Genomic DNA, 26,808 nt, shown 5'->3' on the forward strand with positions numbered 1-26,808 from the left:
AGCCCATGAGCTTGCACAACGAAATCGCGTTCGAGACCGACATCTGCAACCACCTAGCAGCGCAGGGCTGGCTCTACGGTGAACCAGGCACCGAGGGCGACGCCAGCGGCTACGACACCCCCCGCGCCCTGTACCCCGCCGACCTGCTGGCCTGGGTGCAGGCCACGCAGCCGCAAGCCTGGGAGGCGCTGGTCAAGAACCACGGCGCAGCGGCCCCGGCCATGCTGCTGGACCGCCTGCGCAAGGCGCTGGACGACCGGGGCACGCTCGAAGTGCTGCGAGTGGGCATCGACCTGCTGGGGCTCAAGAGCCCGCTCAAGCTGGCGCAGTTCAAGCCCGCGCTGGCCATGAACCCGGATTTGCAGGCCCGCTACGCCGCCAACCGCCTGCGCGTGGTGCGCCAGTGCCGCACCGGGCACGATGACGTGATCGACCTGGTGCTGTTCTTGAACGGCATCCCCGTGGCCACGGCGGAGCTCAAAACCGACTTCACGCAGGACATGAACGCGGCGGTGGACCAGTACCGCTTTGACCGCATCCCCAAACCCAAGGGCCGGCCGTTTGCCGAGCCATTGCTGGACTTTCCGCGTGGTGCGTTGGTCCACTTTGCCGTGAGCAACCGCACAGTGATGATGGCCACGCGCCTGCAAGGCCCCGCCACGCGCTTTCTGCCCTTCAACCAGGGCGATCACGGCGGTGCGGGCAACCCGCCCAACCCCGCAGGCCACCGCACGGCCTACCTGTGGGAGCAGGTGTGGCAGCGCGATAGCTGGCTGGAGATATTGGGGCGCTACCTCGTCACCCAGCGCGACAGCAAGAAGAAGGTGACGGGCTTCATCTTCCCGCGCTACCACCAGCTCGATGCCACGCGCAAGCTGCAGGCCGCCGTGCTGGCCGAGGGGGCTGGGCATAAATACCTGATCCAGCACAGCGCGGGCAGCGGCAAGACCAATTCGATTGCCTGGACGGCGCACTTTCTGGCCGACCTGCACGATGCGCAGAACCATAAGCTGTTCGACAGCGTGCTGGTGGTCAGCGACCGCAACGTGCTCGATGCGCAGCTGCAAGAGGCCATCTTCGACTTCGAGCGCACCAAGGGCGTGGTGGCCACCATCAAGGGTGACGCGGGCAGCAAGAGCGGCGAGCTGGCCGAGGCACTGGGCGGCGGCAAGAAGATTGTGGTGTGCACCATCCAGACCTTCCCATTCGCCCTCAAGGCCGTGCAGGAGCTGGCCGCCACGCAGGGCAAGCGCTTTGCCGTGATTGCCGACGAGGCGCACAGCAGCCAGACGGGCGAGGCCGCATCCAAGCTCAAGCAGCTGCTCAGCGCTGAAGAACTGAAAGACCTGGCCGATGGGGGCGAGGTGGGCACCGAAGACCTGCTGGCGGCGCAGATGGCGACCCGGGCGAGCAACGGCAGAGCAGACACCGGCATCACCTATGTGGCCTTCACCGCCACGCCCAAGGCCAAGACGCTGGAGCTGTTTGGCCGCCGCCCGCAGCCGGATCAGCCCGCCGGGCCGGGCAACCTGCCCGCGCCGTTCCACATCTACAGCATGCGCCAGGCCATTGAGGAGGGCTTCATCCTCGACGTGCTGAAGAACTACACGCCCTACAAGCTGGCCTTCAAGCTGGCCAACAACGGCAAGGAGTGGGACGAGAAAGAGGTTGAGCGCAACGAGGCCATGAAGGGCTTGATGCGCTGGGTGCGCCTGCACCCCTACAACATCAGCCAGAAGGTGGCGGTGGTGGTGGAGCACTTCCGCGAGAACGTGCAGCCCCTGCTCGACGGCCACGCCAAGGCCATGGTGGTGGTGGGCAGCCGGCAAGAGGCGGTGCGCTGGCAACTGGCCATCCAGAACTACATCCAGGACAACGGCTACCCACTGGGCGCGCTGGTGGCTTTCTCGGGCGAGGTAAACGACCCGCAGAGCCTGCCTGACCCGGTGTCGGAGAACAGCACCGCGCTGAACCCGAACCTCAAGGGCCGCGACATGCGCGAGGCGTTTGCCACCGATGAATACCAAATCCTGCTCGTGGCCAACAAGTTCCAGACCGGGTTTGACCAGCCGCTCTTGTGCGGCATGTACGTGGACAAGCGCCTGGGCGGCATCCAGGCGGTGCAGACCCTGAGCCGCCTGAACCGCGCCTACAGCGGGCCATTCGGCCTCAAAGACACGACCTACATCCTCGACTTTGTGAACGAGCCCGACGATGTTCTGGCAGCGTTCAAGACCTATTACGAAACCGCCGAGCTGGCCGGGGTGACCGACCCGCATCTGGTCTATGACCTGCGCGCCAAGCTCGATGCCTCGGGCCATTACGACGAGTTCGAGGTCGAGCGCGTGGTGCTGGCCGAGATGAACCCCAAGGCCACGCAGGCCATGCTGGTGGCCGCCATCGAGCCCGTGGCCGACCGGCTGCTCAAGCGCTACAAGGCGGCGCGGCAGAACCTGCAGGATGCAGAGGCCAGCACTATCCCAGACGGCCCGGCAGCACAAGCCGCCAAGGATGAACTGGCGGCCCTCACCCTGTTCAAGCGCGACCTGGGCACCTTCGTGCGCGTGTACGCCTTCCTGGGCCAAGTATTCGACTACGGCAACACCGCCATCGAAAAGCGCGCCATCTTCTTCAAGCGCCTGCTGCCCCTGCTGGACTTCGGCCGGGAGCGCGAAGGGGTGGACCTGTCGAAGGTGGTGCTGACCCACCACCGGCTGAAGGAGCAAGGCCAGCGCAGCCTGGCGCTGCACGACACCGACGGCGACTACAAGCTGCAGCCCCTGACCGACACCGGCGCGGGCGCGGTGCAGGACAAGATGAAAGTGCTGCTATCAGAGATCGTTGCCAAGGTGAACGACCTGTTCGACGGCGAACTCAGCGACGACGACCGGCTGGTGTATGTGAACCACGTCAAAGGCAAACTGCTGGAGTCCGACATCCTGGTGCAACAGGCCAGCAACAACAGCAAGGGCCAGTTCGACAACTCACCCGACCTGGACAGCGCACTGACCGACGCCATCATCGACGCCTTTGATGCCTACACCACCATGAGCAAACAGGCGCTGGACAGCGAGCGGGTGCGCTCCGGGCTCAAGGCCATCTTGCTGGGGCCGGCGCAGTTGTATGAGGTGTTGAGGGAGCGGGGGGGCAACAGATTCAATGCTCAGTAGCCATGTCTTGCGCTCGTGAAACGCTACTAGGCTCAGTGGAGTTGATTTCTATGGGGCTGGCAGGTGATGGCCAAGAGCAAGCTTCATGTCTTACGGGCGAACTTCCGCTTCAGGCTGATCCCGGACATCAAGGGCTAGGATCTGGATGACCGCAAGCACTTAGAGCGGTCATTCGTCGATCAAAAGCCCCAGCGAGTCAGTTCGGCGTGGAAATCAACAGCCGATAACCCTGCTCACTCCTCGCTGATGCCAGGCAGCTTCACCTCCACACCACCACAAAACTCGAACCCAGAGCGCCCGCCTACATAGTGCGACGTCATGCTCCTGGCCGGTAATGTCTTGACCGTAGTCTCCAGGCGGCACTTGGGGCAGACCAAGCGCAAGGCGAGCTCGTCCGCCGACATGTCCTTCTCACTTGCGTTGACGCCGCAAGACCGACACCTCACCAGCCACTGACCGAGCCCAATCGCATACCGCAGCTGAGCGTCAGCCTCAGGGTGAGATACACATGCATCGGAGACCCATCCGTACAATTTCGATACTGAAATATTTGAACTCGGCAAGACCAAAAGCCTGTCGCCATGCGGTTTGAAAGTAAGCGCTCTATTGACCACGCCCTTGCACTCGGGTGCCCGTTGAGGCAATGAATGTTCTCTCGGCGTGGTGCGGTCTGCGACGCGCGAGAATCTGGGTCAACGCCGCATTTCACATTCAGTTGATGACAGACCCATTTGCTCCCTTGTCCGAGGAAGAGTTCGAAGAACTCGACCACTTTCTGCTGTTCGGCGTTGACACGGAAGAAGGCATGACCATGGACATGGTCGATGGGTTCTTGCACGCCATTGCGGTCGGGCCGACGACCGTACATCCCAAGCAATGGCTGCCCAAGATCTGGGGTACCAAGGAGATGATGCCTCCGATGGGTTCCGTCGAAGAGCTGAACCACATGCTGGGCTTGGTCATGCGCCACTTCAACACCATCATTGCCGGCCTGGGGGATGACCCCCGGGAGATCAGCCCGTGCTGGTCAACGATGGCCTACGACGGTGACGAGCGTGAATACGACGACGCAGAATCGTGGGCGTACGGCTTTGTCCAGGGGATGAGGCTTTGCTGGAAGGACTGGCAACCGTTGCTGTCCACTCCCCAAGGGCAAGTTTGGTTCAGACCCATTGCCCTGCTGGGCGAAGACGACTATTGCGTGGATCAGGACGAACTCACCCGAACACCGGCCATGCGATCGGAGCTGGCTCAACAAATCCCGCCGGCTGTTCTGGACATGCACGCTCACTGGCTGCCACTTCGGCTCGCTGTCTATCAGCGGGAGGTGGCCAAGTCGATGCAGCCCAAGGTGGGGCGCAATGATCCGTGCCCTTGTGGGAGCGGGGCGAAGTTCAAGAAGTGCTGTGGTGCTGCGGCCGATTTGCACTGAGCCATCTCGCGCCTCGAACTGTCAGGCGGTGGATCACCGCGCCAGTCGCCAGGGCAGCAAGGCCTCGTAGTCATCGACGGTCCTGGCCCGTGGAAGTGCCACTAGCAGCGAGCGCAGGTACTGGTACCCATCAACGCCGTTGACCTTGCAGGTCTCCAGCAACGAGTACAGGTTGGCGCTCGCGTTGGCGCCGGCCACGGTGTCGGCGAAGAGCCAGTTGCGTCTTCCGATGACAAACGGGCGGATCGAATTCTCGCAGCCGTTGTTGTCTATCGGGTAGTTGCCGCTGGTGACGAAGCGCTCCAGCTTGGCCCACTGCGAGGACAGGTAGTGCAGCGCCTTGCCCAGCAAACTGCCTGGCAGCACCGCATGAACGTTGGCCAGCAGCAAGGCCTGGATCTCTTGCAGCACGGGCACACTGTTGGCTTGGCGGCTATGCAGCAGCGCATTCGCATCCAGCCCTTGCTCTTTGGCCAGGGCCTCCACGCGGTAGAGCTTGCCGATCAGCGCGATGAACCTGGCCGCCAATTGCTCAGCCCCCCGGTTGGCTTTGGGCAAGGCCTGCAGCGCGTCATTGAAGTAACGCCGGCAATGTGCCCAACACCCGATTTGCACGAGCTTGTTCGCCAAGGCGATCTTGTTGTAGACCTCGTAGCCGTCGGTCATCAGCACGCCGCCCTCGCGCGCACCGACGTACAGAAGCTGCGCCGCCTCTGTGCTGCGTGAGGGTGAGTAGGCGAACAGGCGTATGGGCGGACCTGTGCCGCTGGCGCCTGAACCATCGGTCATCTGCGCCCACATGTAGCTCTTGGACTGGGCGCTGCGACCGGCCTCCTTGAGCACCTGAATCTCGGTCTCGTCACCGAAGATCAGCGGGGCGTCCAGCACCCGGTCGCGCAGCAGGTTGATGACGGGCTGCACCGCCTGGCCCACCCGCACCACGCTGGCGGCCATGGTGTTGCGCGAGAGGTCGCGGCCTCCGAAGCGCCCCAGCAAGGCCGCCTGGCGGTACAGCGGCAGGCCGTCCACATACTTGGAAGTGATCACCCAGGCCAGCAGGCCTTCGCTGAACAGCCCCTTGGGGATGACTTGCTCGGGCTTGGCCGCCAGGCGCAGCGTGCCATCGCAGCACGGGCAGGCGTACTTGACCCGCTCGTGGCGGATCACGCGCACTTGTTGCGGAATGATGTCGAGCTGCTCGCTGGCCTCCACGCCAATCTCCCGCAGCACGGCACCGTCGTGAGGACAGACACGCTCGGATTCGGGCAGTTCGTGGCGCACCACCTCGCGCGGCAGGGCTGGGTCCAGCGGCTTGCGCCCGCGCTTGGTCCGTTTGTGAGCGGGAACCTCGACAGTGTTGTCGTCGGCCTCGGTTTCTTCCTGGGCCGGCTGGGTTGCCGAGCCGAGCGCCTCGGCCTCGTTGAAGAACATGTCCTTCTGGTGGCCTGCGCTGGCCTCGCTCTTGGCGGCGAACAACTGGCGCTTGAATTTGTTGAGCTGCTCCTTGAGCAGGTCGCGCTCGGCGCGCGTGATGCGCAGCTCACCAGCGAGTGATTCGCTGGTCTGGCTGGCCTGGGCCAGCGCCTTTTGCAAGGCTGCAAATTCTTCGGCGGTGGGCATGTGAACCATCGCCTGCTTCGATCTGCTTGTCGCTCAGGCGGTTCCTTGTGCTGGGGATTTTGCGGCAAATATTCTCAGCAGTGGCATTGCTCATTTCGGCAGCACCAGCCTCACGCAACGCGCTCGTAGAACCGCTGTGGGTGTCGCTGTGTGACCGCCAGATCAATGCCATCAAGCAACCAGTGCAGTTGTTCCACCGTCAGCGTCGGCACCACCGCCTCGTCCGGCCAGATGAAGCGGTCTTGCTCCAGGCGCTTCATCAACAACCAGAAGCCGTTGCGCTCCCAGACCAGGATCTTCACCCGGTTGCGCTGGCGGTTGCTGAACACATACACCGCCGCCGCGAACGGGTTCATGCCCAGGGCTTGCTCCACCAGGATGGCCAAACCGTTGATGCCCATTCGGAAGTCGATGGCCGGGCGGTGCAGGTACACCGTCAGCGTGTCGTCGAGCCGGAACATGGCAGGCGCCCCAGAAGTTCAAGGACGGGCAGCAACCCACCCGGGTCTGCATCGCTGAGGTCGATCTCCACCCCATTGGGCAGTCGGGCGTGCAGGCGTGTCTTGACCTCAGCGGCGGTGACGGGAGATGCCTCGGGGGCCGCCAGCCGCAACGGCACAAAAGCACTGGTGCTGGCCATGGCCACGGTCGGCAGGTTGGCACGACTTGCCTTCAGGTCCGAGCCCATGCTCTGGGTGATCCAGCGGCGCAGCAAGTTGGCGTTGATGCCGCATTGCAGCGCCATGCGCGCCACCGACACATCCGGCTGCAGGCACGCCCGCACCACCTCGGCCTTGGCCTGCGGGTCGTACACGGCACGTCCATCGTTCTTGCGCCCCGTGACCAGGCGCCTCACCACCTCTGCATCGATCTCTGACATACGTGTCCACCTTGTTCTACATGGACACGTAGCTTCCCCTCTCAGACGCTCTGTGGGAAGACGTAGTTGGCGGATCGCTTACGTTTGAAAACGAATCCGGCCAAACCGCTCAACTTGTCGCGAATACCGGCTGGCACCCGGTCGGCAGCAGACGGGTACTGAGCCAAAAAGATGCGGCAGAAGTCATGCTCCAAGACCTGCCGGACGCGTTCAACAGCGAAGAACTTGAACGGATTTAAGACTCTTGGATCTTGATCTTCGTCTGTGATCGAGCCCCCAGCCATTAAGTCCTCTGCATAGAACAGCGAACGATTCGGGTCGCGACACACCACCTCGTCCTCCTTGGTCAGAAGCAGGACCAGCGCTCTTTCCTGCAGCAACTTTCCGCGAGAACGAATCATGATCCGGACCTCGCCAGGGCGCTCGGCGTCGATCTCAAGATCCCATGGGCCAACGCGGTGTTGCCGGCCGGAACTGCCGACCTCGGTGGCCCCCATATCGCGAAGCGCGTACAAAATCAGAAGGAGCACATAGCGAAGGAAGGCGGCCTGCCTCGCCGCGAGAACCTCATAACGCACAGACTCGCTGATCTTCTCCCTCGCCCTAGCGTTAACCAGCGCATCCCAAAACGGCCGCAGCTCTCTGTATCGCTTGTCATACTGGAATATGTTGGTGGGCCGCAGCGCAATCGGCACTCTGGCCGAGCGGGGAATGCGCGTATAGACCCCCGAACGCCGAAGCCGCTCAACGTGGGCTCTCATCCGCTCCAGCCGGTCAAGGGTGTCAAGCGTCGCATGGCTGTCTTCGGCCTCGCTGAACCACGCCCTGCCCCACAGTGCACAAATGCGACTTGTAAGGAGTCGGTGCCTTTCATCGCCCTTTTCCAACTGCATGGCGATGCGCTGACCATCTTTGATCGCGCGAACCTCTGAGATGCGTCCGTCCAACCAGCGCGCACAACCATCCAGCAGGCGCGCAAAAACGATGTTCTCGTAGATAGCATGGTCATCCTCGGAAACCCTCGCCAACACCTTGGCGGGAATGACGCCGCTGATGCTGCGTCTTGCCCAGAGTTCTGAGTGCTGGGAAAGGTGTTCCACCGCTGACGCCTGTACCCGCTTGGCACGCGCCACCGGAAGTGTCTCGGGCACATAGTGCATATCGAGCCTTGGCCGGACAGATACTTCGTCCCACTGTCCCGAAGCTAGAGCCTGCTCCAGATCAGGCTCGGGACGCATCATCTCCATGTGCTCTCGGAGCACTGAAGGCAGTATCGGAGAGGGCAGGTCGCGTAAATTTCCGTCAACAGACCACCCATCGACCACCGCCGCAATGGACAGATCCACAACGCTGCGCGACACTGACTTCAAAGGCGAGTAGGTAAATCGGACAGGCACCCTGATGTCAGGTTGGTCTTCTGATGTCAGCGAAGCAGAGCCTTCCCCGGATCGCCAGAGGACCGTGCCCCGAGAGAGTTTCACCTCTCCATTTAGGACGCAATTCTGGGTCAATCGGTAGCGTCCACTTTGGATCCCAGTCGAAGGTAGATCTACCTTCTCCCCCGTGACCAGATCGTAGACTTTCACCCACCACTCTCCAGACGCCGCTTGTCCCGCTGCAGCGCATCCAGACAGTTCCTAGGCTCTCTAGCCAGCCCCAACTCCAGCCACAACTCTTTCAAGTCGTCTTCAACCTGATGGAGTTGTCGCGCGGTGACGTTATGCCGGCCGGTCACCTTGCCATCACGGATCACACGAGTGAGCAGTAGATGATCAACGGCCATCTCCTCATCACCGCCGGCCGCGATGACAACGGGAACAAAACGCTGCCACTGACGTTCCAGACGCGATCCCCATCCAGCCGCGAACTCGTTCGCCAAGGTTCGAGCGAGGCTGCTCTGGTTGAGCTTCTCTAGCTGGCCGTGTGTGTGCTTCTCTCCCGCCCGCGCAGCCTCGTCAAACGCGTCCAGTAGGCTGCCGACAGACACAGTCCTACTTTTTGACGGTTGCACCGCATCAGCGATATCGCTACCAGGTCGATGGACTTCCATTACGAATGACCTGTCGTAGGTCTTGTCCGCAAAGGCATTCGTGGTTTCATCCTGATTGGCCGTTCCAATGAACCATACATTCTGCGGCAGCGCCAAGTCACGACCATCGATCAAAGCCCGAGGAGCGTTCTCAATGCGGTTGTCCACGAGCCGGATGTTTCGCGCCACGCCTTCCCCCTCCAGCGCGGATAGGAAGTCGGCGAAGTACTGTTCGGGTCTGGACAGATTCATCTCATCCAGAAGCACGACGTGCAGCCTATTCTTGTCTTGCTGGGTTTGTGCCCGGTACACCGCTTGCAGCGTCTTGAGCTCATAGAACTTTCGATCGAAGGCGTTGAAGTAGCCAAGCAAGTCCGCGCGCTCACGCCAACCAGCCTGAACGGCAATCACCGTCAACTCGGCGCCAATAGCCTTTGCGAAGGCTGTCGCTAGGCTTGTCTTGCCGGTACCGCTGATGCCCTGAAGGATGTGCAGCTGGCTCATAGCCAACCCTCCGACGAAGAGTTGAATGTCTCTTTCGCGGAACTTCAGCACCCCGCGCTCACCCGCGTGCGACATCGCATTGCGCAGGTCAACGGTAAATTTCTTCAGATCACGAACGGGCTCCGTGTGGACAGGAACAGTGAATTCCCGATCCATGCGATCCAGTTCAGGAAAGATTGATGCCGCCTGTTGTCGATTGGTCAGGTCATTGACCTGGCTTTGAAGCTGCTGAACTTGCTCGTCCAATAGGCGGCGACTGCTCTCCATCACCAAGCGGGTACGCTCCCATGTCTGCCGCTCACCTACAGAAAGCTCCCAACGATGCTTCTCAGCCTCAAGCACGGTGAGCAGGCTTTGCCTTTGGGCCAAACGCCCTTCCAGTTCTTCGACGCGCTTCTTCAGCGCCGCGGGATCCCCGCGCTCAAGCGATGCGCGTAGCTGCTGCAACTCTTCGTCACGCTGATCCAGTTGGGCCTGCAGACTTCGCACCTCGTTCGCAAGGCGGGTCGGGTCTCCTCCTGCGCGTCGTTGTGCGTCTCGAACATCGCTCAATTCGGATTCCAAACGCTGGATCTCTGCACCAGCCTGATCGATCTGGCCTTGCAGCCGATTCTTGTCTACGTGACTGGCCGACACCATCTCGTCAACGCGCTCCTGGACCTCGCTCGTAAGCGACTGGCGCCGGGCTTGTAAGCGCTTCTCGCGCTCCGTCATGAGCGACTCTTTTTTCTCCAGCTCCGCGTCCCGCGCACCAACTGCAGCGATTAGCCCCTCCCAGTGAGCCTTCAGCGAAAGTCCCTGATCGACAATCAGCGCGGATTCACGGCGAGCGGCCTCCATCAGCTGTGCACGTTCGTCCTCGTTGGACAGTTGCAATCTGTCCCGCTCATCGCGCAATGACGCCAACTGCTCCTTGGCCGATCGGAGCATGGCAATTTCCTCTTGCACCAACCCTTTGCGAATCAGATCCTCTTGTTCGGCGAGTCGAAGTTGCAATTTCGCGAGCGCACGCTCCTTTTCCTCGACCTGCTGCTCACGAAGCTGCAAGCTCGCCTGGAGTCGATCGATCTCCACCCGGCTTGCTTCCAGAGACTCCTTCTCCCCAGCCAGCATGGCTCTTTCAGCATCCAGTGCAGCACTCTGATCACGATCTCGTTGGTCCAAGTCCTGCAGCTTCGTAGCTGCTTGTGCCTCGCGAGCCGACGCTGCCTCACGTGCCTTATGCATCGCCGCGCCCAGCGCGCACAGCTGGGTCTCGATGACGGAGTCGAAGCGTGCCCGATGTTCCGGAGTAAGCAAATCGCGGAGTGCCGAAACTTCAGCCTCATTCCAGGCCACGGCCTGGTCTCCCAGCGCGGTGCTGGCACCCTGCTGCGTTGCCAACAAGCGCGCAAGCACACCACTTGGTGCCGACACAACTGGTGTCCCCAGTCGTCCTTGGGAGATATTTTTTTGTTTCTTCGCCATCTTGTTGAAATCAATAGTGACTGTTGAAGAGTGCGACCCAGCGAAGGGCCATCTCTGCGAAATCTAGTACTGGGTCACGCCGGAGGCGGAACGTCGTGGCGTGCCCTCCCTTGTTGCGCTGGCCGATCAATGTCCAATCCAGGGCATTGATCGGGGCCAGCCGCAGCGGGTGTGACTCGTGCTCATGGGTGGACAAAAGTGCTGCGACCAGCAAAGCCTTCATCGGCTGATTGCGCTCGGAAGCCGCTTGCAGAACCGTTTTGCTCGACTGCGCCTCCAGCGCGCGAACACAGGATGTGCTCAGTGGTTCAGCAAGCGGCAAGTCTGCGAACCAGGCTTTCAGTTCCCTCCGCCCCCATCGCTCTGGCCACTGTGCAGCATCCGCCGGCCACCTCAGCAACATCCATTGCAGCAAGGCCTCAAGGCAACTGCCGCTGTGAACCACTGCGCTGGACAGGTCTTCGGGCAGAGGAACTGCATCGTTCCGCAAACGCTGCGCCAGCCTCAAGACCCGTGCCGTGTACTCCCTTACCAGTTCCACCGCGGGGTCGTGGCTCGGCGGGATGAGCTCTGACACTTCAGCCTCCAAGCGCAAGGTTGCCGACAGCGCCTCATCCTGTTCGCATGCAGTATCTGGCCGAAGAAAGAGTCGCTGGCTCAGCCAATCCTCCAACCTGGAATCTGCTTGCACCAACCGTGTCAGCGCCTCGCGCATCGTCCTATCGGGGCGATCAGGTCGGAACGGATTCGAAACCAGCCAAGGGTGAAGGTCGCCATCGACAGCGAATGCCTGCAACCACACGCGCCCAAACTGTGGGGCATCGTCGAGGAACTGAAGCGTCGCAAAATCACCTGGTGTTTCGTCGTCCTCAGCACGCGCACGCTCGCGCTGGAACTGTTTCAGCGCTGGGGCAAGCGTTTCTCTCTGAGCTGTAATCTCACCCTTTGGTCGGCGCAGAATGAACGGGGAAACTTGTCGCCCGGAGTCACGATCTACCAAAAAGCGCGGACGCGGAGAACTCTCGTCAATCGGGAACACCTCAGGAGGCCTTTCGCTCAAGAATGGCATCCAGCGAGCAGACACCAGATCCCAGAACGCGAACATCACCCGCTCTGCGCCAGTAGAAGAGGCCCGGCCCTCCAAAGCGGCAACGCCATCCTTTGTCAGTTCGAACCGCTGATCGACCCAACGCCTCGGCTGCAGCTCCTTTGCCAAGATGAACGCAACCAATTGCCGATCCAAGGCCGAAAGCTTGGCAATGGCATCAAGATCCTTGACACCCGTCTGCAGCAATCGAAGCACCACCTCCTGGAACAGGTTGACCTCCAACCCGAAGGCAGGCACTTGGACAGCGTGAATTTCAACCGGCCAGAGTAGATCCGCACGTCGCGCTCCGGCCCGACGCCCCCAGCAAAGGTAGGTTTCAGCCACGACGCGCCTCCTCGCCACAGAACGCCAGAAACGCGTGCATCTCTGGAACGCATGCCTCAGCGATGTGCCCCTCGAACATGGCCCGGTCGCCCACCGCGATGAGAATTCGCTTCTGGCGACTCATAGCCACATTGAGTCGGTTCGAAGTCCGAAGGTGGCCATATCGACCACTGGCCTGGACCTCGAAACGGTCGCGCTCAGAACCCTCGGCTTCAGACGCAGGAATCTCGACTTGTCGCTCGTTCGAACGGACGGCCGAGAGCAATACGACATCAAACTCTTTGCCCTGAAACGCATCGACAGTGCCGACACGAAGTCGCTCGCCGCCGCCCGGGAGTTGGGCAAAGGGTTCACGGGCGCGCCAGGCACCATCCACCAGCTCCATCACCGGCTGCTGGCCACTGCCCAGGGCTTTGCAAATGGCATCACGCTGACCTGAATAGAAGGTGATTACCCCGATGCTGGCATCTGCAGGTAATTGGTCGATTAGGATCTTTACCAGTAGCGTAATCCGCTTGGCTTCAGCATCCCGAACACGTGTGCGACTCCCAGGGTGTGGGCGACCTTCCGGACCATCTTTCGCGGGGACATCCACCCATGCAGCCACGGCATTCCCGAAGCCTGGAATGGAAAGTGTGAAGTCCGCCTCGGCCCTTCCGGAATGGACTCGCCCGAGCCCGGCCTTCTCATAGAAGTGCTTGCTGACAAAATCGCCCAGGCGAGGGTGCATGCGAAACTGCTGATCCAGCATCACCACGCGGTTGATCCCATCAATGGCCTTACGGCGCTCGAACTGCCGCCACAGTCTCTCGAAGAGGCTTTGTTGGTAGGTTGAACTTGCTACCTGTTCACCACGTTCTGAGCGAATCTCGTCCTCAATCTCGGGGTCCAACAGATGTGGGAGCTGCCTTGGATCGCCAACCAGCACGATGCGACGCCGGGCCAGCGCCATAGGGATGAACAAATCCAGTGGATTGGCACGAGCAGCTTCGTCAACAACCACACTCCCGAAGCGGAGGCCAGCGATGGCATCCTCGCTGCCATCCTTGAGCAGCGCCATCTGGCGGCTCACCGCCTGCTGGCAGGTTGCACCGACGACGCTGCTGTAGGTCTCCACCGCTTGCCGAACACGGCGCTCCTGGACTTCAAAGGCTTCCTGGTACCGTTCAACGGCTACGATCGAGCCCCACTCGGAGTTGACCACCGCTTCCGCAAGCAGTGTTTGAAGCTCCCTCAACAAGTCGCGCATATCGTCCGGAAGCCGGTTGCGCTGAGCCAACGACCTTCGCTCTTCACTCAGTCGGTCGAGCAACCGCATTTGCAGCTGTTCCAGCGCAAGCAGCAGCGTCTCGTCGGGTTCATTCGCGAGCTCAGCTCTTTCCAGCGTTTCCTGGTCCTCGGGCTGTAGCCAGCCTTGATATCCAGACACCCTGTTGAGCAAGCTCGACGCGCGCTCGGGTCCATCATCTAGGAAGGACACGGCCTCGGTTCTCAGCGAGCGCACCGTACGGCGTAGCCCTAGGCGCCTCTCAGGGGGGACGATCGAAGCGCCACCAGATCCATACCCGGCATTTCGCACGCTGCTCCACCGTTGTCGCCATTGGAAGCCGACGCGAACATGGCCATGCCGCTCCACCTCGTCCAGCCGTTCGATCAAAGTGTCCAGATCCTGCTTGCGACGCTCTGGAGGGGAACCGAGCATGAGCAGGTTGCGCGTAAGGGTCTGTGAGTCAGAGAAGGCCTGGTATTTTGGGTGCGCCGCCTTCAGCTCAGACAAGACTCCGCTGACCCGGGTCTCGTGTTCGTGCATCCACGCACCCAGAGGATCCTCCCCAGATTGATCTCGCCGTCCACCGATCTTGATCGCCGGCAGCCCATAGACTCGGGTTCTTCCAAGCGCGTTTTCAACGGCGTCGTGCTGAAAGCTTGAGATCAGCACTTCCTGGGCGATCACCTGTCCTTCGTTCAACTCTGACAGACGCTGCTCTAAAGCTGCAATCACCTGGGTCTTGCCAGTCCCCGGTGGGCCGATGATCAACGCCACATCGGGCGTGTTCAAGGCCACGTCCAAGGCTTCAATCTGTCGATCAGTCGGGCTCCCCCGATAAAAGGTCTCACGAACATGGCGTGTGAGCGGCGGCAGGCGCGAAGCTCGGACGCGAGGAAGAGGAATATCCAGGAGCAGCGCGCTCAGACCTGGTACCCCATATCCGCCTTCAATGCTTTGACGTGCACGAATCCGCCGGAGATGCTGCGTGCGGTGCCCTGCCAAGGAAAGATACACGTAGCCAGGGCAAGGTGGCTCGCGGTCGTCGGTCTTGAGAACGAGTCCATCAGTGCCCTGGTAGATACCTCCCTTGATCGCCGCTCGCCCTCTGGCCACAGGTGCTTCCAGATCACGCTCGGCGCTCCAGTCCGGCGGCGTTGCGCCAACTTCCGCCAGCTCCGAGCCATCGGTTTCCTCGAGCCATCGCTTCATGAACTCCTGCAATGCGATCGGATCTCCCTGAAGGATCCAACCGCCCCCCTCGGCACTGACAGGTGTAACACGCGTGTACTGCAGCGCTTGGACTTGTGCGCCCTTTCGAAGCGTCCGCTCCCACTCACGCTGGCCGTAGAGGCGCCACAGGTCCAGGTAGCCGCCTGGCGTCGTGGCCGCAGCCCGCAACTTATCGGTCTGGCCGACGCCTACAGGCTTCACATTGGCTGCAGCGTCCAAGATGCGTATGTCTCCCAGCATCAACGTGAAAGGTTGCTCCACGGCCCTGGGACGTCGCGCTAGCCGCTCGAACCAGAGCGCTCCTTGGTCGTCCTCGCGAAGATCCAAAGCCATTCGACGACCAACGAGCTGGACTTGCCCCTTCCGGTCCGCTCCGTAGATCGCAAGGAAAACCATGGACGAGTTGTCCGTAGGATCGTCGCAGACGAATTCCTCGCGCAGCCAGGCTGCTGCAATGGTGATGTCATCCGTATCGATGCGACCGGACTGCCGCATCTGGTCGACGGCACGGGTATCGATGAGGATGTCCAACTGGGGGAGCGCCAGCGTCTTTTGCGGTGTGAAGTAACGAAGACTGACCCGCCCCGGTCGAGCGTCCTGCAACACCCATCGGATCTCGGGATTGGTGGCACGTTGATCCAGGTCCTTCGAGCCGGAAGTAAGCTCCAGGTACGTCAGGTTTTGTCCCTGCGTCAGGATCCAGGCATCGGCTTCCGAGCTCAACAGAACGCCCCCCCCCCTCACCCAGGACGTGCTGAGTGTCGAACCGTCGTTGACCTTTGCGGTCAGGACTTCGGAGGATAGAAATGGTGATTCGTTCAGCTTCATCGGATCACCACTCGAAGCGCCATGCGTCATGCGTTGCGCGACGGTCGCCCACATGGATAAGGTATGTCCGCCCACTGCGCGGAAGATCATGACGCGCGCGCAGCGGCTCAGCCAGTCGAGCACCACGCCACTGGAGCGAAAGGGGCAGGTTGCCGATGGGAATCAGAGAGAGTTGCCGTCCTGCAAGGCCGAGTCCGAGGAACGGAACCGCGTCGGAGTGACGTGAACTGCCCGGCGGTGCCAGTCGCAGCTCACCACGCCCGACATTGAGCACCTGGCGCCAGCCAGACTCAATCAGTCGGTCCGCCGGTTTCGCGTTGTCGGGCAGATCGTCTTTGGCGGCCACGACGAAGTGCCGCAGCAGGAGCTGATGGTCTTCTGGCGCAATCTGTTCACAGAAGGGGCAGTGACGCGCAGAGTTCCAATAGAAAGAACCGCCACAGCAGCGTTCGTCGTGGTCGCACCGCACCTGTATCGCTGCTGCCGACTCGAAGGCTTCTGCCCACTCCGCCATAACCGGGCGTTCACCCGGCTCGTTCAGCCCTTGGCGGAAGCACTGATCAAACAAGCGCCGTAATTCCGGCGTGCACACCAACTCGCGGTCCAAACCGGACTCTGCCCGATTCTGATCGTCGTCGGAGTGATCGATCCATGGATGCGCGCCCTTCAACGCATCGGCTTCCAGCTCGGCATCGCCATCGACAAGCATCCCGCTCTTGATGGGATGCAAGTGGGTCAGCAGCTGGAAGGCAATAACCGCAAAACTCCAGATGTCCGTGTAGGTGCTGACACCCAAGTCACCACGCAATAGCTCGGGGGCGCCGTAGTCAGGCGTGTAAATCTGCAGGCTGCTGTCGCGCACTGCGTAGCTAAGATTGTCCACGTCGATGAGCCATACCTGCGAATGGGCGTGGGTGCTAGAAACAAACACGTTCCTGGGCGAAAGATCGCCATGCGCGATACCCAGCCCATGCAGTGCTGCAAGCACCCTGGCCAGCCGCGCCAGCAGGGCGAGGCGCCGCGCCAGCCCTCCAGACTGAACGAAGCCTTGCAGCTCACGCCCTTCACGCATGGCCTCGTCGAACTCCGTCATGATCGACTCGAGGGGAACCAAACCATCCATCAGCTCCATGACGTATCCCGGCCTTGGCTTGCTGATGTACGCCAATGGCATCACCACGGGAAGACCCATGTCCTGGATCGGCAGGTAGCGGATCCGATCCAGTTGACGGGCCCACGCCACCGTTGCTTGGTCGTCGGCCTTGGCATTCGCCAACTTCACGATCTGCCGAGCGTTGCCCTTGATGCGGACGACGGTCCCCTGTCCTCCCCTTGAGAGGCGCTCGCCTAAGGTGTACTCTCCTCCGCGGTCATCGAAGACTTTTTGTTCGCGCGCCGTCCGCACTTGAGGCGGTTCACGCTCAGCGTTTGCCATGTCATCTCCCCTTCTTTAATATCAGCGCCAGGCTCTTGTCGTCAGAGTGGCCGGGCGTGGCCCAGTGGGTCAGTTCGTGTGTCAGCCAGCGCCGCGACCTCTTGCGGCTCAGGCCTGAAATACGGCGGTACAGCGCCTCTGGAAACGCATGCAGTGCTCGTCCGTCCAGATCGTCTGCAATCCCGTCGGTCATGAGGATCACCTGATCCCCCGGCCGAGACAGCTCAAACTCATGCGTCGACCAAGCGCTCCACGCCCGGTCGATGCCCAAAGCACGCGTCTCATTGCCGAAGCCACTCCTCGGGGGGGTCAAGACTCGCACCTGTCCGTGGGATCGGATCAACACCATGCCGTCGCCCAACTGCCAGGTGCGCACATGGCCGTTTGCGTTGCACGCGGCCATCAACAGCGTCGTGGCCGCCTCGTCTGCACGATCCCGACCAACCGCCTGCAGCCAAGCGCGGTAGATGCGCGTCGCCAGGTCTCGCATCTCCTGTTGGTGGTCCAGCTCATTCCAAAGCAGGTCCATGGCGATGCGAACCGCGCAATGTGCGCCCTTGCCACTTTGGATACGACTACCCAAGCCGTCGGCTACGCACGCGATCCACCCGCCACGCCAGCCCCTGACCCCGCTGGCATCTTGGCACTGCTCTCCGGCTTCGGCATGGGACGGACCGATCACCGACGTACCGACGGCGCTCAGCATTCAGAGTGCGTCCAGATCGAGGTCGTCCTCAAGGTCATCACTCATACCGAGGGGTTGTGCCGTATTGGGCGATCCACTGGTGGACCGTGCCATTACGCTCATCGTGACCGCCCGGAAGAACTTGACGATGTCCCGCACGCCATCGGCCTCAAACACTGGCGCTTCAAGATCGTTGGTGAACTGGCGCAACATGGCTCGGTCAGCGTCTGCACCGATCGCCATCGCGAAACGTGTGGCCTTCTGGCCCCGTTCGCTGGCCTTCAGGGCCGCCAAAGGCTCTTGCCAGTCGTCCGTGGGCTCTCCGTCGGATACAAGCACCAAGACTGGCCTGTAGGCCCGGGATGGCACCAATTCCTTGTCTTCCAGCCATTGGCGCGCCATGGCGAACGCTGAGCCCATGGGGGTGCGACCTTGTGCGACCAAGACCTCCACACCCTCAATTCGGTGGGCGCCTACCAAAGGCACATGCGCTTTAGCGGCATCGCCCCCGAACGTGATCAGGCCCACTTGGATCTCCGCACGCAGGCGACTCTCCCGACCAAAGCTCAAGATCATGGTCTTGAGCGCCTCGTTCAATGCATCGATCTTGCCGTTGACCGACATGCTGCCGCTAATGTCGGCCAGCACGATAACCGGCAGCGGACGCGATTGCGGCGCGGCAAAACCTTTCAGCTTGGTGGGCGCCCCCTTGGGTTCAGCTTCAGGCGTCAGCAATGCATCATGCTCCTTCGCACGAATCACAGTGGCCTGGTGGAAGCGAGACACGATGTCTTCGCGAAATTTGGCAAGTGCCATGTTTTCAACTCCCTTGTTTGGTGTTTGTCAGTCTGCACTCGGCGCTGATCGTGCGACGAGATGAATGGTCCTTCGAGGCATCTTGTGACCGAACAGCATGACGTTGCGGCAGGCATGCTGTTGGACTTTCGGATTGAGTTCGACGAGTCGTGCCATACGCATAGTGGTGCACCGCTACATCTGTTGCAGGATCTGCAGTGCCTCAACCACGGCGCTCGCCTGAAGCTCAAGGTCGATTTCGTCGTCGCCAAGCTGCTCGAACAAGGCCTTGAATCGGGTACTTGCGCCCGGATAGAAGCGGCCAAAGTCAGCTTTGACTTGCTTCCACAGATCCATGGCGACAAAGCCCGTGAAGCCGAGCGGCAACACTCGCAGGCCTTTGCTCACGGCAATGTTGAACTCCTCCACCATGCCATTGGACGGAACCACCGCAAGTGGATTGCCAGCGATCTTGTTGCCGAACATGAACACGGCGAGTCCCGCGAACTCAAGCAGATCTTCCCGGTACGCTCGCCACAGCTTTTGCCCCTCGCTCGATTGCGGAAATGGGCGGATGACAAGCTCATCGGCAATGGTGCGTCGTTCCTCCCAGTAGATCTGTTGCAGAGCACCGTCCACGACGGTGCTGCCAATTCCGAGCCCCAGGCCTGTCACGAGGCGGAACTTCTCCTTCACCAGGCTCTTACTGAGCTTGTGAACGAAACCGAGAGCCTGATCGCTGGTGATCTTTTCGCCGTAAGTGTGGGCAGCACCCGAAACAAAGATCGTCTTGGACTTATACCGAGCTTCCACCCGACGTAGGACGGTAGGTATCTCGGCATACTCATCAACGAGCACCGCTCTGATGTTGTACCGCTGGAGGTCGCAGATGAAGTATTCCTGCTTCGCATTGCGGTACTCGAAGTCGCCCTCCTTGTCGGTGGTCTCTCTTTTCTCTCTGCGTACAAAGCAGTAGTGCTTGCGCAAGTGGTTCCCATGTCGGGTGTGGAGGCGGCCCAGAACATAGTCCAGGTTCGGGTCCGAGAAGCTGAACCCGATGAACAGAAACATCTTGGAAAGCAGGTCCCCAGCCAAAGCCGTGAGGAAGTCTGCGCGCGAGAGATGGTAGGTCTCGTAGTCAGCCTTGCACAGTACCGCATCGTTCGCATGCGCCACGTCGCCATGCATCTTGTAGACAATGGCACTCCTGCCGTGCAGCGTCTGCAGCAACTGCTTTGGATCGTGCTTCACATCAGGACTTTTGCCCGACGCCCGCAAGGCGTCCTCGATAGTGGTGTCGTAGTTGGTCGTCCAATACGTCTCGATAGGCAGTCGCGCCAAGATGCGGTGGTTTTCCGTGACCTTGGTCTGTTTGCTGGAGAAGCCGTTCAGGATGGCGTTCGTGAGGTCGTTTCGATTGCTCCCGTGATGGTTCACGTGGTACTGCGCAATCTTGACGAGGTCGTGCTCCCGCTCCAAGTCCAGCTTGAGCTCATCGGCAAGTGGCTTCAGCAGGCCTTTCCAGTTAACGAATCCGGCGTCGACTGACATGCCGGCACCGGCCAAGATGGCGACGTTTCTCTCGCGCAGTTCTTTGGTGAAGTCCTCAATGAACTTCTCGATCGTTACGACGGCCATCTATTCATCCTCCCGAGTCTTCACTGCCACTCAATACTTCGCCCTGATCGCGATCGCCGCCTCGATCCAGGATTCCAGGTTATTTTTGATGTGGGCGTAGACATCCGTGCTGCTGGAGCTCGGCGGGTCATAGGCCTGCACGATCGTCGACAACTTTGCACCACTTGCCTTGAGCGTGACGTGATCGAATGGGTTCGAACCTTTCGAACTCGTCTTGCCCTCGCTGTTCTTGAGGTTGTGGACGTAAATTCCCAACACGCCCTTGCCGTCGTTCCAGCCCTTGGCGATCTCGTGGTTGATCCACTTCCGGTTAGCGGTTCCCGCACCGATGAGAACCACGACGCAGCTGCGACCACTCATCTGGTCGGCAATCCACTTCTCGATGGCTTTGTCGCCACCCTTCGTGATGGTTTCCCAGTCGTTGTCCTTCGCGGGCTGGTTGCCCTCGATTGCGCCGATATTGCGCACTTGGGACGCGCGCCAGTTATCCGGGTTGTAGTGAAAGCTGTAGAAAACTTTGCGTGCCATGGCTGTTCCTTTGGGGGTGTACGCGACCACCTAGTTGATCACGTTGATCTCGGCAGCCCCACCGCGGGACCGCCTTCACTTCACATACTGCGAACACCGTGCCACCTACAAGACCCTTTATAAATCAACAACTTAGAGAGAAAACCAACCTGGAAATATGAGACTTCAATAATAAATATTGCATTCACGAAAAAATTCTTACCGCTCTTTTCTTTGGCGCATGGGCATCAGCGATCCACGAGGAGTTGCCATTCAATCGCCCGTCGTGCCGAAGAAATACCCGACCATGTTGGCAAGTTCCGGATATGCCGCGCGCATCGGTTCGAAGTTCAGCGATTTGATGTCTTGCATCGACATCTGGCTGGCTCTCGTGGCATTCATGCCTCTTGTTCTACGAAAGCCGTGCCAGCCTCCTCTAGTCTTGTTGTTCCTGCGCTTCGAGTCCCAGGCGCTTAATCCAGTTGCCCAGCGTTTGATGATTGGCGAACCCCAACATCTTGGATGCAGCGATCTTGCGGTCACCCGATTGTTTAAGTGCTTTGGTAATGTAGCTGCGCGAGACTTCGTCCAAAAGTCCTTGCAAATCAAAGTCTTGCGTCAACGGCCTGCTGAAGGGGCTTTGGTCGGCCGGCTGGACTTGGAGCAAGGCGCCCGTTATGTCCTCGGCCTGAATAACTGGCCCAGGAGACCAGATCGCGGCCCGCAGTAGGGTGTGATATAGCTCGCGGATGTTTCCCGGCCAAGGATGAAGGACAAGAAGCTTTTTTGCACTCGCGGAAATTTTCTTCTCTTGTGTTTCCGGCTTGCCGCGCGCGTCCGCATTGATCTGGGCCAGGAATGCGTCTGCGAGCAAGTCAATATCGCCATCGCGTTCCCGAAGTGGCGGAAGGCGAAGAATCCCCACGGCCAGCCGGTGGAACAGATCTTCTCGGAAGCGGCCCGTGGTGACATCCGCCGCCAAGTCACGGTGTGTCGCGGCGATGATACGCACATCAACCTTGACTGCTTTTGAGTCTCCAAGCGGCATGACCTCTTTTGCCTGCAAAGCGCGGAGAAGCCGCACTTGAGTTTCGAGGGGGAGGTCGCCAACCTCATCGAGGAACAAGGTCCCGCCATGGGCCTCCTGGAAATGCCCTTTGCGAGCAACAACCGCCCCTGTGAAAGCCCCCTTCACATGACCGAAGAGCTCGGAGTTAGCCAGCTCGGGCGCGATGGCTCCGCAGTTCACCGCAACGAAGGGCTTCCCAGCCCGCTCGCTAGCCGCGCAAATGGCTTCTGCAAAGAGTTCCTTGCCAGTGCCAGTCTCGCCTAGGACCAGGACTGGAACATCGTGGGCTGCGATACGGCGGGCAAGCTGTACCTGTCGGCGCACAGAGTCGCTGCAGTGCAGGATCTTGCTGAACTGCGGTGCGCCCTCCGTCGGCCCTTGGGCCAGGCGCTCGATCCGGTCCGCACTGCGCTGCAGGAACTCGGGAAGGAAGTCACTCGCCAGATCGAACGGGAAATCAACCGATTCCAGACCATGCTCCTTCGATGTCTGGATCAACTTGGCCGGGAAGCGAGTCTTCGCCAGCATGATCCAGATCGCAGCCATGGCAGGGGTACCGGGGCTCAAGTGCAATGTGAGTTCTACGTCTTGCCGAGGCAAGCCAAGGTCCTTGAGGTGCTTGCTTACCTCGTTGTAGATCGACGCGTAGTCGATTGGACTGCGAAGGTCGATCTCCTGAAGATCGACGTCGGCACCCTCGTAACCGCATCGTTGCTCAAGCCACGCGCAGTAGGCGGAGCTGCGTTCATGCCCGTAGTTGGTAAGCAGGTAGACTCGATCAAACTTCTCTGAGCTCAACAAGGCCGTCGCAACTGGGCCAAAGCCGGCTGCGGACCCAGCTTCCGCAGCTACGTGGTCCGCGTTGCCGATCCAGGAAATGAGCCATCGCTTGTAAGTCACTAAGCGATGATAAACATTTCAACATTTCCGCAAAAAATATTGCAGACATGCATCCAAGGGATCTGCACAAACATCCCTAGTACGTACTTTACCGCCAGCATCTCGGAGGGAAGATCGCATTTCACAAAGCAAACCGACCCGATTCGGCCTGAGTCAGGTAAGCGCAAGGTTTGCACCAAGCAAGCTGTTTTCCGCGCCCTCTTGAAGATGCGGGGCGGCCGGCTCTGCCGAGAAGAGTCCGATTCTCCCTGTCAAACCTGACGCACTGCCACGTTCTCGAGCACGCCATAGAAGGAGCATATCGCCACCAACAGCGCGCGCTATTTATTCGAGCGTCTGCTTTCTGTCCGTTAGTGCGCACCCAAGAACGAGGAGTCGATGACGGCTTTCGCTGCTTATGGAGAGCTCTCCATAAGCAGCGTTATGCACAGCACGCAGTTATGCACAGTTGGTCCGGCAGCGCGGCGTCGCCGCCCTCGCAAGAGGGCTGCGGTCGCGTCTTTGAACTTCACGGGAACTTCAACAGATCGTCTTCTGCCCGGAACCGCTGTGGGACCACATTGGGATCCTGAAGCCTGGCCAGTGCCTTTTCCTTCATGGCGAGATCGGCCTCTATGTACTGATGCGTTGTCGCCGGACTCTCGTGTCCGAGCCACAGAGCGATCACGCTGATGTCCACGCCCGACTGCAGAAGGTGCATAGCGGTCGAGTGACGCAGGCAGTGTGGAGAGATCGTTCTCCCGGCCAGGCTCGGGGTCGTGAGCGCGGCTTTCTTGACGGCCAATGCCAGGCGCTGCGTCACGTTGGACCGCGTCATCGCCTGTCCGCCACGGTTGGGCAGCAGCGCCGACGTGGGAGTCAGGTCCGGGTTGAACTTCAGCCAGGCGCGGATCACCTTGACCGTCGATCGCCAGAGCGGCACCGACCGCTGCTTGCGTCCCTTGCCATGCAGATGCACGCAGGCGGCGGGTGCCAGCACGACGTCGCCCACTTTTACGCCGATTGCCTCCGACACGCGGGCACCGGTGTTGTACAGCAGGGCCAGCAGCAGCTTGTCTCGCTGGCCCATCCAATCCGCTCCTGGCGCGCCGATCACGGCCAGCATCTCCTCGCGTGTCAGGAACTCGAACATCGGCCGCTCGAAGCGCTTCATCGGCACGCCGAGCGCCTGCTCGACGACCTGAAGTGCCGTCACGTCTCGCCGGGCCGCGAACTTCAGGAACGAGCGCAGCGCGGCCAGTCGCGCATTGCGGCTGCGAACGGTGTTGTGCCGATCGCGTTCGAGATGATCGAGGAAGTCCAGGATCAGCGCGGGCGTCAGGTCGGCGAGCGACAGCGTCGTGGGCGTCTTGTGCAGTTGCGCCTGGGCGAAGTCCAGGAACAGCACGAACGCGTCCCGATAGGCCGCAACGGTCTGCGGGCTCAACGCGCGCTGCTGCGTCAGGTGCTCGGCGAAGAAGGACTGGACCAGCGTCGCGAAGCTCGGCGGAGCGGGCTTGCGGTGTTCAGAACTACTCATCGTCGTTCTCCGCGACGTCGGCGAAGCGTTCGAATCGAGCGCCGGCCAACGCCATCAACTCCGGCACGCCGCTCAGGTACCAGTACGTGCTGGAGATATTGATGTGGCCCATGTACGTGGACAGGGCCAGCATTCGTTGGTCAAGGTTCGCTCCCTGCTGGTGCCACAGGATCATCCGTCTCACGGCGAAGCTATGGCGCAGGTCATGCACCCGCGGTCGGCCATGGCCGCCGCGATCGATCCAACCCAATTGCTCGCGCAGCTGACAGAACACTCGATGCACCTGCCGATCTCCCAGCGGTTCACCCCGGTGCACGCCACGCGAGCCCACGAAGAATGTCATCTGCGGCTTCGCAGGCACGTACTGGCGGCGCAAGGCCCGGTAGGCTGCCATCGGACCGATCACGCTGGGGTGCAGCGGCACCATGCGGGACTTGCCAAACTTGGTCTGCTGTATGGTCAGGATGCCGCCGTCCAGATCTGCATCCGAGTCGGCCAGGTTGATCGCTTCAGAGACCCGAAGCCCGGCCGATGCGATCAGACCGAACAGCGTTGCATAGGTGGTGGCACGAAGGCCATCCGAGGGGCCGAGTCGGCGGGCAGCGACGATCAATGCCGCGATCTCGGCTTCGCTGTAGATGTGAGGCGCCACGCGGCGCGGGATCGGACCGAAGCTGGAATCGTCAGGAACTTCGACAGTCGGATCGAACTGCTGGAGCCAGCGCATGAAGGGGCGCAGCGTTGCCAGTCGGCGCGCTGCCGTGTCGACATTGGCCCGGCCGCCCACGAGATACCGAGGCTGTACCTGGTGCGCCCACTGGACCATCACGTCTACCGTCAACGCGATGTCGCGTCCCTCTCCGACCATGAAGCGAGTGAAGCTGCGCACAGCGAGATCAGAGGAGCACGGCTTGAACCCGAGGCGCAGGCGTTCAGCCAGGTATTGCTCCACCTTGGCGGTGAGGTCGATGTTCGCCGATGCTGCGGCGCTCATGATGCACTCCCAGGCCAAGGCAGAGCGACCTCGGCAAGCAGTTGCAAGTCGAGCTTGGCGTAGATCAACGAGGTGTCCAGCGATCGATGCCGAAGCACATCGGCGACCTCCTTGATCGAACTGCCGCTGTTGACCAGGCGACAGGCCAGCGTGTGACGCAACGAATGGCAACCGCGTGAGATGCCGGCACCTCGCAGGGCACGCCCGATTGCCTGGCTCACTGCATCGACGCCGATGGGCTTGTCGTGTGGCGCCAACCGACGGACGAACAGCGATGGCAGCGTGGTTGCGGGCCGCTCGTGTCTCATGTACTCCGCCAGAGCCTGCCCGGTGAGCACCGGCAGCGGTAGGACATCCTGGCGCTGGGACTTTGTTCGCTTCAAGGTCACCGTTCCGGCACGCCAATCGAAGTCGCCGATCTCCAGCTTGGCGATCTCGCCCACGCGCAGTCCGAGATCCAAGGCCAGGCGCACCATGGCCAGCAGGCGCAGCGGAGCCCGCTTGGCCTCGGCGCAATGCGCTTCGAGGCGCTGGACCTCCTCGGTCGTCAGCGCGCGCGGCAACGATGCTTGGCTCCATCGCACCGGCGACGAGATAGCGCCGAGCAGGCTGTTCACTGCGTCACCGCAGGTCCCGCGGTATCGGAAGTAGGCCCGCAGCGCAGCAGTGACCGCGCTGGAATGCGACCCGCTGCTGACCCGCGTGAGCTCGGTTGCGATGAAGCCGCGAACGTCTTCCGGCTGCAACTCGCCGATGGCGATGGCCTTGCCCGCGAACTTGCATTGCAGCAGACGACCTACGAGTACCAGCCGATCCTCGCGCGTGCCTATCGCCAGGCCGCGGGCGTCGCGCATGTGGACGTTGTAACGGTTCAGTTCTTCTGCAATGGGACCGCTGGGGCCTGGCAGTTCCACGATGACATGCTGTTCCCGCAACAAGGCGAGCAGGTGTCCGAGACTGGCGCTCAAGCCGCTGCGTGTACGCAGAGCCGCGGGATGGCAGTCGCAGCGCGGCAGATGCGAATCCAGAAACTGCTCGACGAGGGCTTCGTCGATCTGTTCGGCAGATACCTGGCACTTCGCCATCCAGTGGGCAAAGTGCGACCAGGCACGAAGGGCAGTCTCCGAGCTGCCTTCGGCGTACCGGCCGCGCTCCAGCAATGCCTGGAACGCCCCGACGTATGAAGACAGCGGGCCATCGAGCAGCCATGCCCTGGCCATCGGGTGCATCGAAAGAATCAAGTCCATGGTGATCTCCAGTTGTGAGATCACCATTCATGCGCCGACTGCGAACTTATGTCCAGTTCAACGGCACCGCCTCCTTGCGATCTACCAGGGCGATCACAGCCTCTGGCGCGTTCAGACTGGCCAACTGTCCATAACTGCGTGCTGTGCATAACGCTGC

General features: G+C 60.9%; 18 protein-coding genes. 2 read left to right on the plus strand and 16 right to left on the minus strand.

The genetic code is table 11. The annotated features are described in order from the left end of the window. The first annotated feature begins 5 nt into the window (after window positions 1-5). Both B7Y64_RS14050 and B7Y64_RS14055 read left to right on the plus strand, forming a co-directional pair. Window positions 6-3,170 (plus strand): DEAD/DEAH box helicase family protein, encoded by a 3,165-nt coding sequence (locus B7Y64_RS14050; RefSeq protein WP_291329187.1) that lies wholly within the window; start codon window positions 6-8, stop codon window positions 3,168-3,170. 643 nt (window positions 3,171-3,813) lie between these two features. Beyond that, entirely contained in the window at window positions 3,814-4,602 is a 789-nt protein-coding gene (locus B7Y64_RS14055; protein ID WP_008903077.1) for a UPF0149 family protein, read from the plus strand. Between the two features lie 33 nt (window positions 4,603-4,635). Here B7Y64_RS14055 and B7Y64_RS14060 read toward each other — a convergent pair whose 3' ends face one another. The 16 genes from B7Y64_RS14060 to B7Y64_RS14135 form a co-directional block, all read right to left on the minus strand. Next, window positions 4,636-6,231: an IS66 family transposase gene (locus tag B7Y64_RS14060; RefSeq protein WP_082759088.1), complete on the minus strand. Its 1,596-nt coding sequence runs from the start codon at window positions 6,229-6,231 to the stop codon at window positions 4,636-4,638. 101 nt (window positions 6,232-6,332) lie between these two features. Continuing rightward, window positions 6,333-6,683, minus strand: a complete 351-nt coding sequence (tnpB, locus tag B7Y64_RS14065; protein ID WP_008903079.1) for an IS66 family insertion sequence element accessory protein TnpB — start codon at window positions 6,681-6,683, stop codon at window positions 6,333-6,335. Beyond that, window positions 6,659-7,102: a transposase gene (locus B7Y64_RS14070; RefSeq protein ID WP_008903080.1), complete on the minus strand. Its 444-nt coding sequence runs from the start codon at window positions 7,100-7,102 to the stop codon at window positions 6,659-6,661. The genes tnpB and B7Y64_RS14070 overlap by 25 nt, the downstream gene beginning before the upstream one ends. Window positions 7,103-7,143: 41 nt before the next feature. Next, window positions 7,144-8,349: a hypothetical protein gene (locus B7Y64_RS14075; protein ID WP_291324713.1), complete on the minus strand. Its 1,206-nt coding sequence runs from the start codon at window positions 8,347-8,349 to the stop codon at window positions 7,144-7,146. A 335-nt stretch (window positions 8,350-8,684) separates the two neighbouring features. After that, window positions 8,685-11,102, minus strand: coding sequence for an AAA family ATPase (locus B7Y64_RS14080; RefSeq protein ID WP_114655585.1), 2,418 nt, complete (start codon window positions 11,100-11,102; stop codon window positions 8,685-8,687). A gap of 10 nt (window positions 11,103-11,112) precedes the next feature. Then, window positions 11,113-12,534: a hypothetical protein gene (locus B7Y64_RS14085; protein ID WP_147277639.1), complete on the minus strand. Its 1,422-nt coding sequence runs from the start codon at window positions 12,532-12,534 to the stop codon at window positions 11,113-11,115. Further along, a complete protein-coding gene (locus tag B7Y64_RS14090) occupies window positions 12,527-15,862 on the minus strand; it encodes an AAA domain-containing protein (RefSeq protein ID WP_161555632.1) in 3,336 nt (1,111 codons plus the stop codon). The genes B7Y64_RS14085 and B7Y64_RS14090 overlap by 8 nt, the downstream gene beginning before the upstream one ends. 4 nt (window positions 15,863-15,866) lie before the next feature. After that, window positions 15,867-17,297, minus strand: coding sequence for a lipopolysaccharide kinase InaA family protein (locus tag B7Y64_RS14095; protein WP_291324712.1), 1,431 nt, complete (start codon window positions 17,295-17,297; stop codon window positions 15,867-15,869). 1 nt (window position 17,298) lies between these two features. Beyond that, a complete protein-coding gene (locus B7Y64_RS14100) occupies window positions 17,299-18,003 on the minus strand; it encodes a PP2C family serine/threonine-protein phosphatase (RefSeq protein WP_114655581.1) in 705 nt (234 codons plus the stop codon). Beyond that, window positions 18,004-18,798, minus strand: a complete 795-nt coding sequence (locus tag B7Y64_RS14105; RefSeq protein WP_291324711.1) for a VWA domain-containing protein — start codon at window positions 18,796-18,798, stop codon at window positions 18,004-18,006. Between the two features lie 174 nt (window positions 18,799-18,972). Next, entirely contained in the window at window positions 18,973-20,415 is a 1,443-nt protein-coding gene (locus B7Y64_RS14110) for an SIR2 family protein (protein WP_114655579.1), read from the minus strand. Between the two features lie 30 nt (window positions 20,416-20,445). Next, window positions 20,446-20,943 carry a TIR domain-containing protein gene (locus tag B7Y64_RS14115; RefSeq protein WP_114655578.1) on the minus strand — a complete coding sequence of 166 codons (498 nt, stop codon included), beginning with the start codon at window positions 20,941-20,943 and terminating at the stop codon, window positions 20,446-20,448. Between the two features lie 415 nt (window positions 20,944-21,358). Then, on the minus strand, window positions 21,359-22,891 hold the full coding sequence (locus tag B7Y64_RS14120) for an RNA repair transcriptional activator RtcR family protein (RefSeq protein ID WP_114655577.1): 1,533 nt from the start codon (window positions 22,889-22,891) through the stop codon (window positions 21,359-21,361). A 508-nt stretch (window positions 22,892-23,399) separates the two neighbouring features. After that, complete coding sequence (locus B7Y64_RS14125) at window positions 23,400-24,410, minus strand: tyrosine-type recombinase/integrase (RefSeq protein ID WP_291329194.1); 1,011 nt, start codon at window positions 24,408-24,410, stop codon at window positions 23,400-23,402. Next, window positions 24,403-25,404: a tyrosine-type recombinase/integrase gene (locus tag B7Y64_RS14130; protein ID WP_092699375.1), complete on the minus strand. Its 1,002-nt coding sequence runs from the start codon at window positions 25,402-25,404 to the stop codon at window positions 24,403-24,405. The genes B7Y64_RS14125 and B7Y64_RS14130 overlap by 8 nt, the downstream gene beginning before the upstream one ends. Continuing rightward, window positions 25,401-26,651, minus strand: coding sequence for a site-specific integrase (locus B7Y64_RS14135; protein ID WP_235516236.1), 1,251 nt, complete (start codon window positions 26,649-26,651; stop codon window positions 25,401-25,403). The genes B7Y64_RS14130 and B7Y64_RS14135 overlap by 4 nt, the downstream gene beginning before the upstream one ends. Window positions 26,652-26,808 lie beyond the last annotated feature (157 nt).

Source organism: Acidovorax sp. 35-64-16 (genome assembly GCF_002281195.1).
GTDB classification, from domain to species: Bacteria; Pseudomonadota; Gammaproteobacteria; order Burkholderiales; family Burkholderiaceae_C; genus Acidovorax; species Acidovorax defluvii.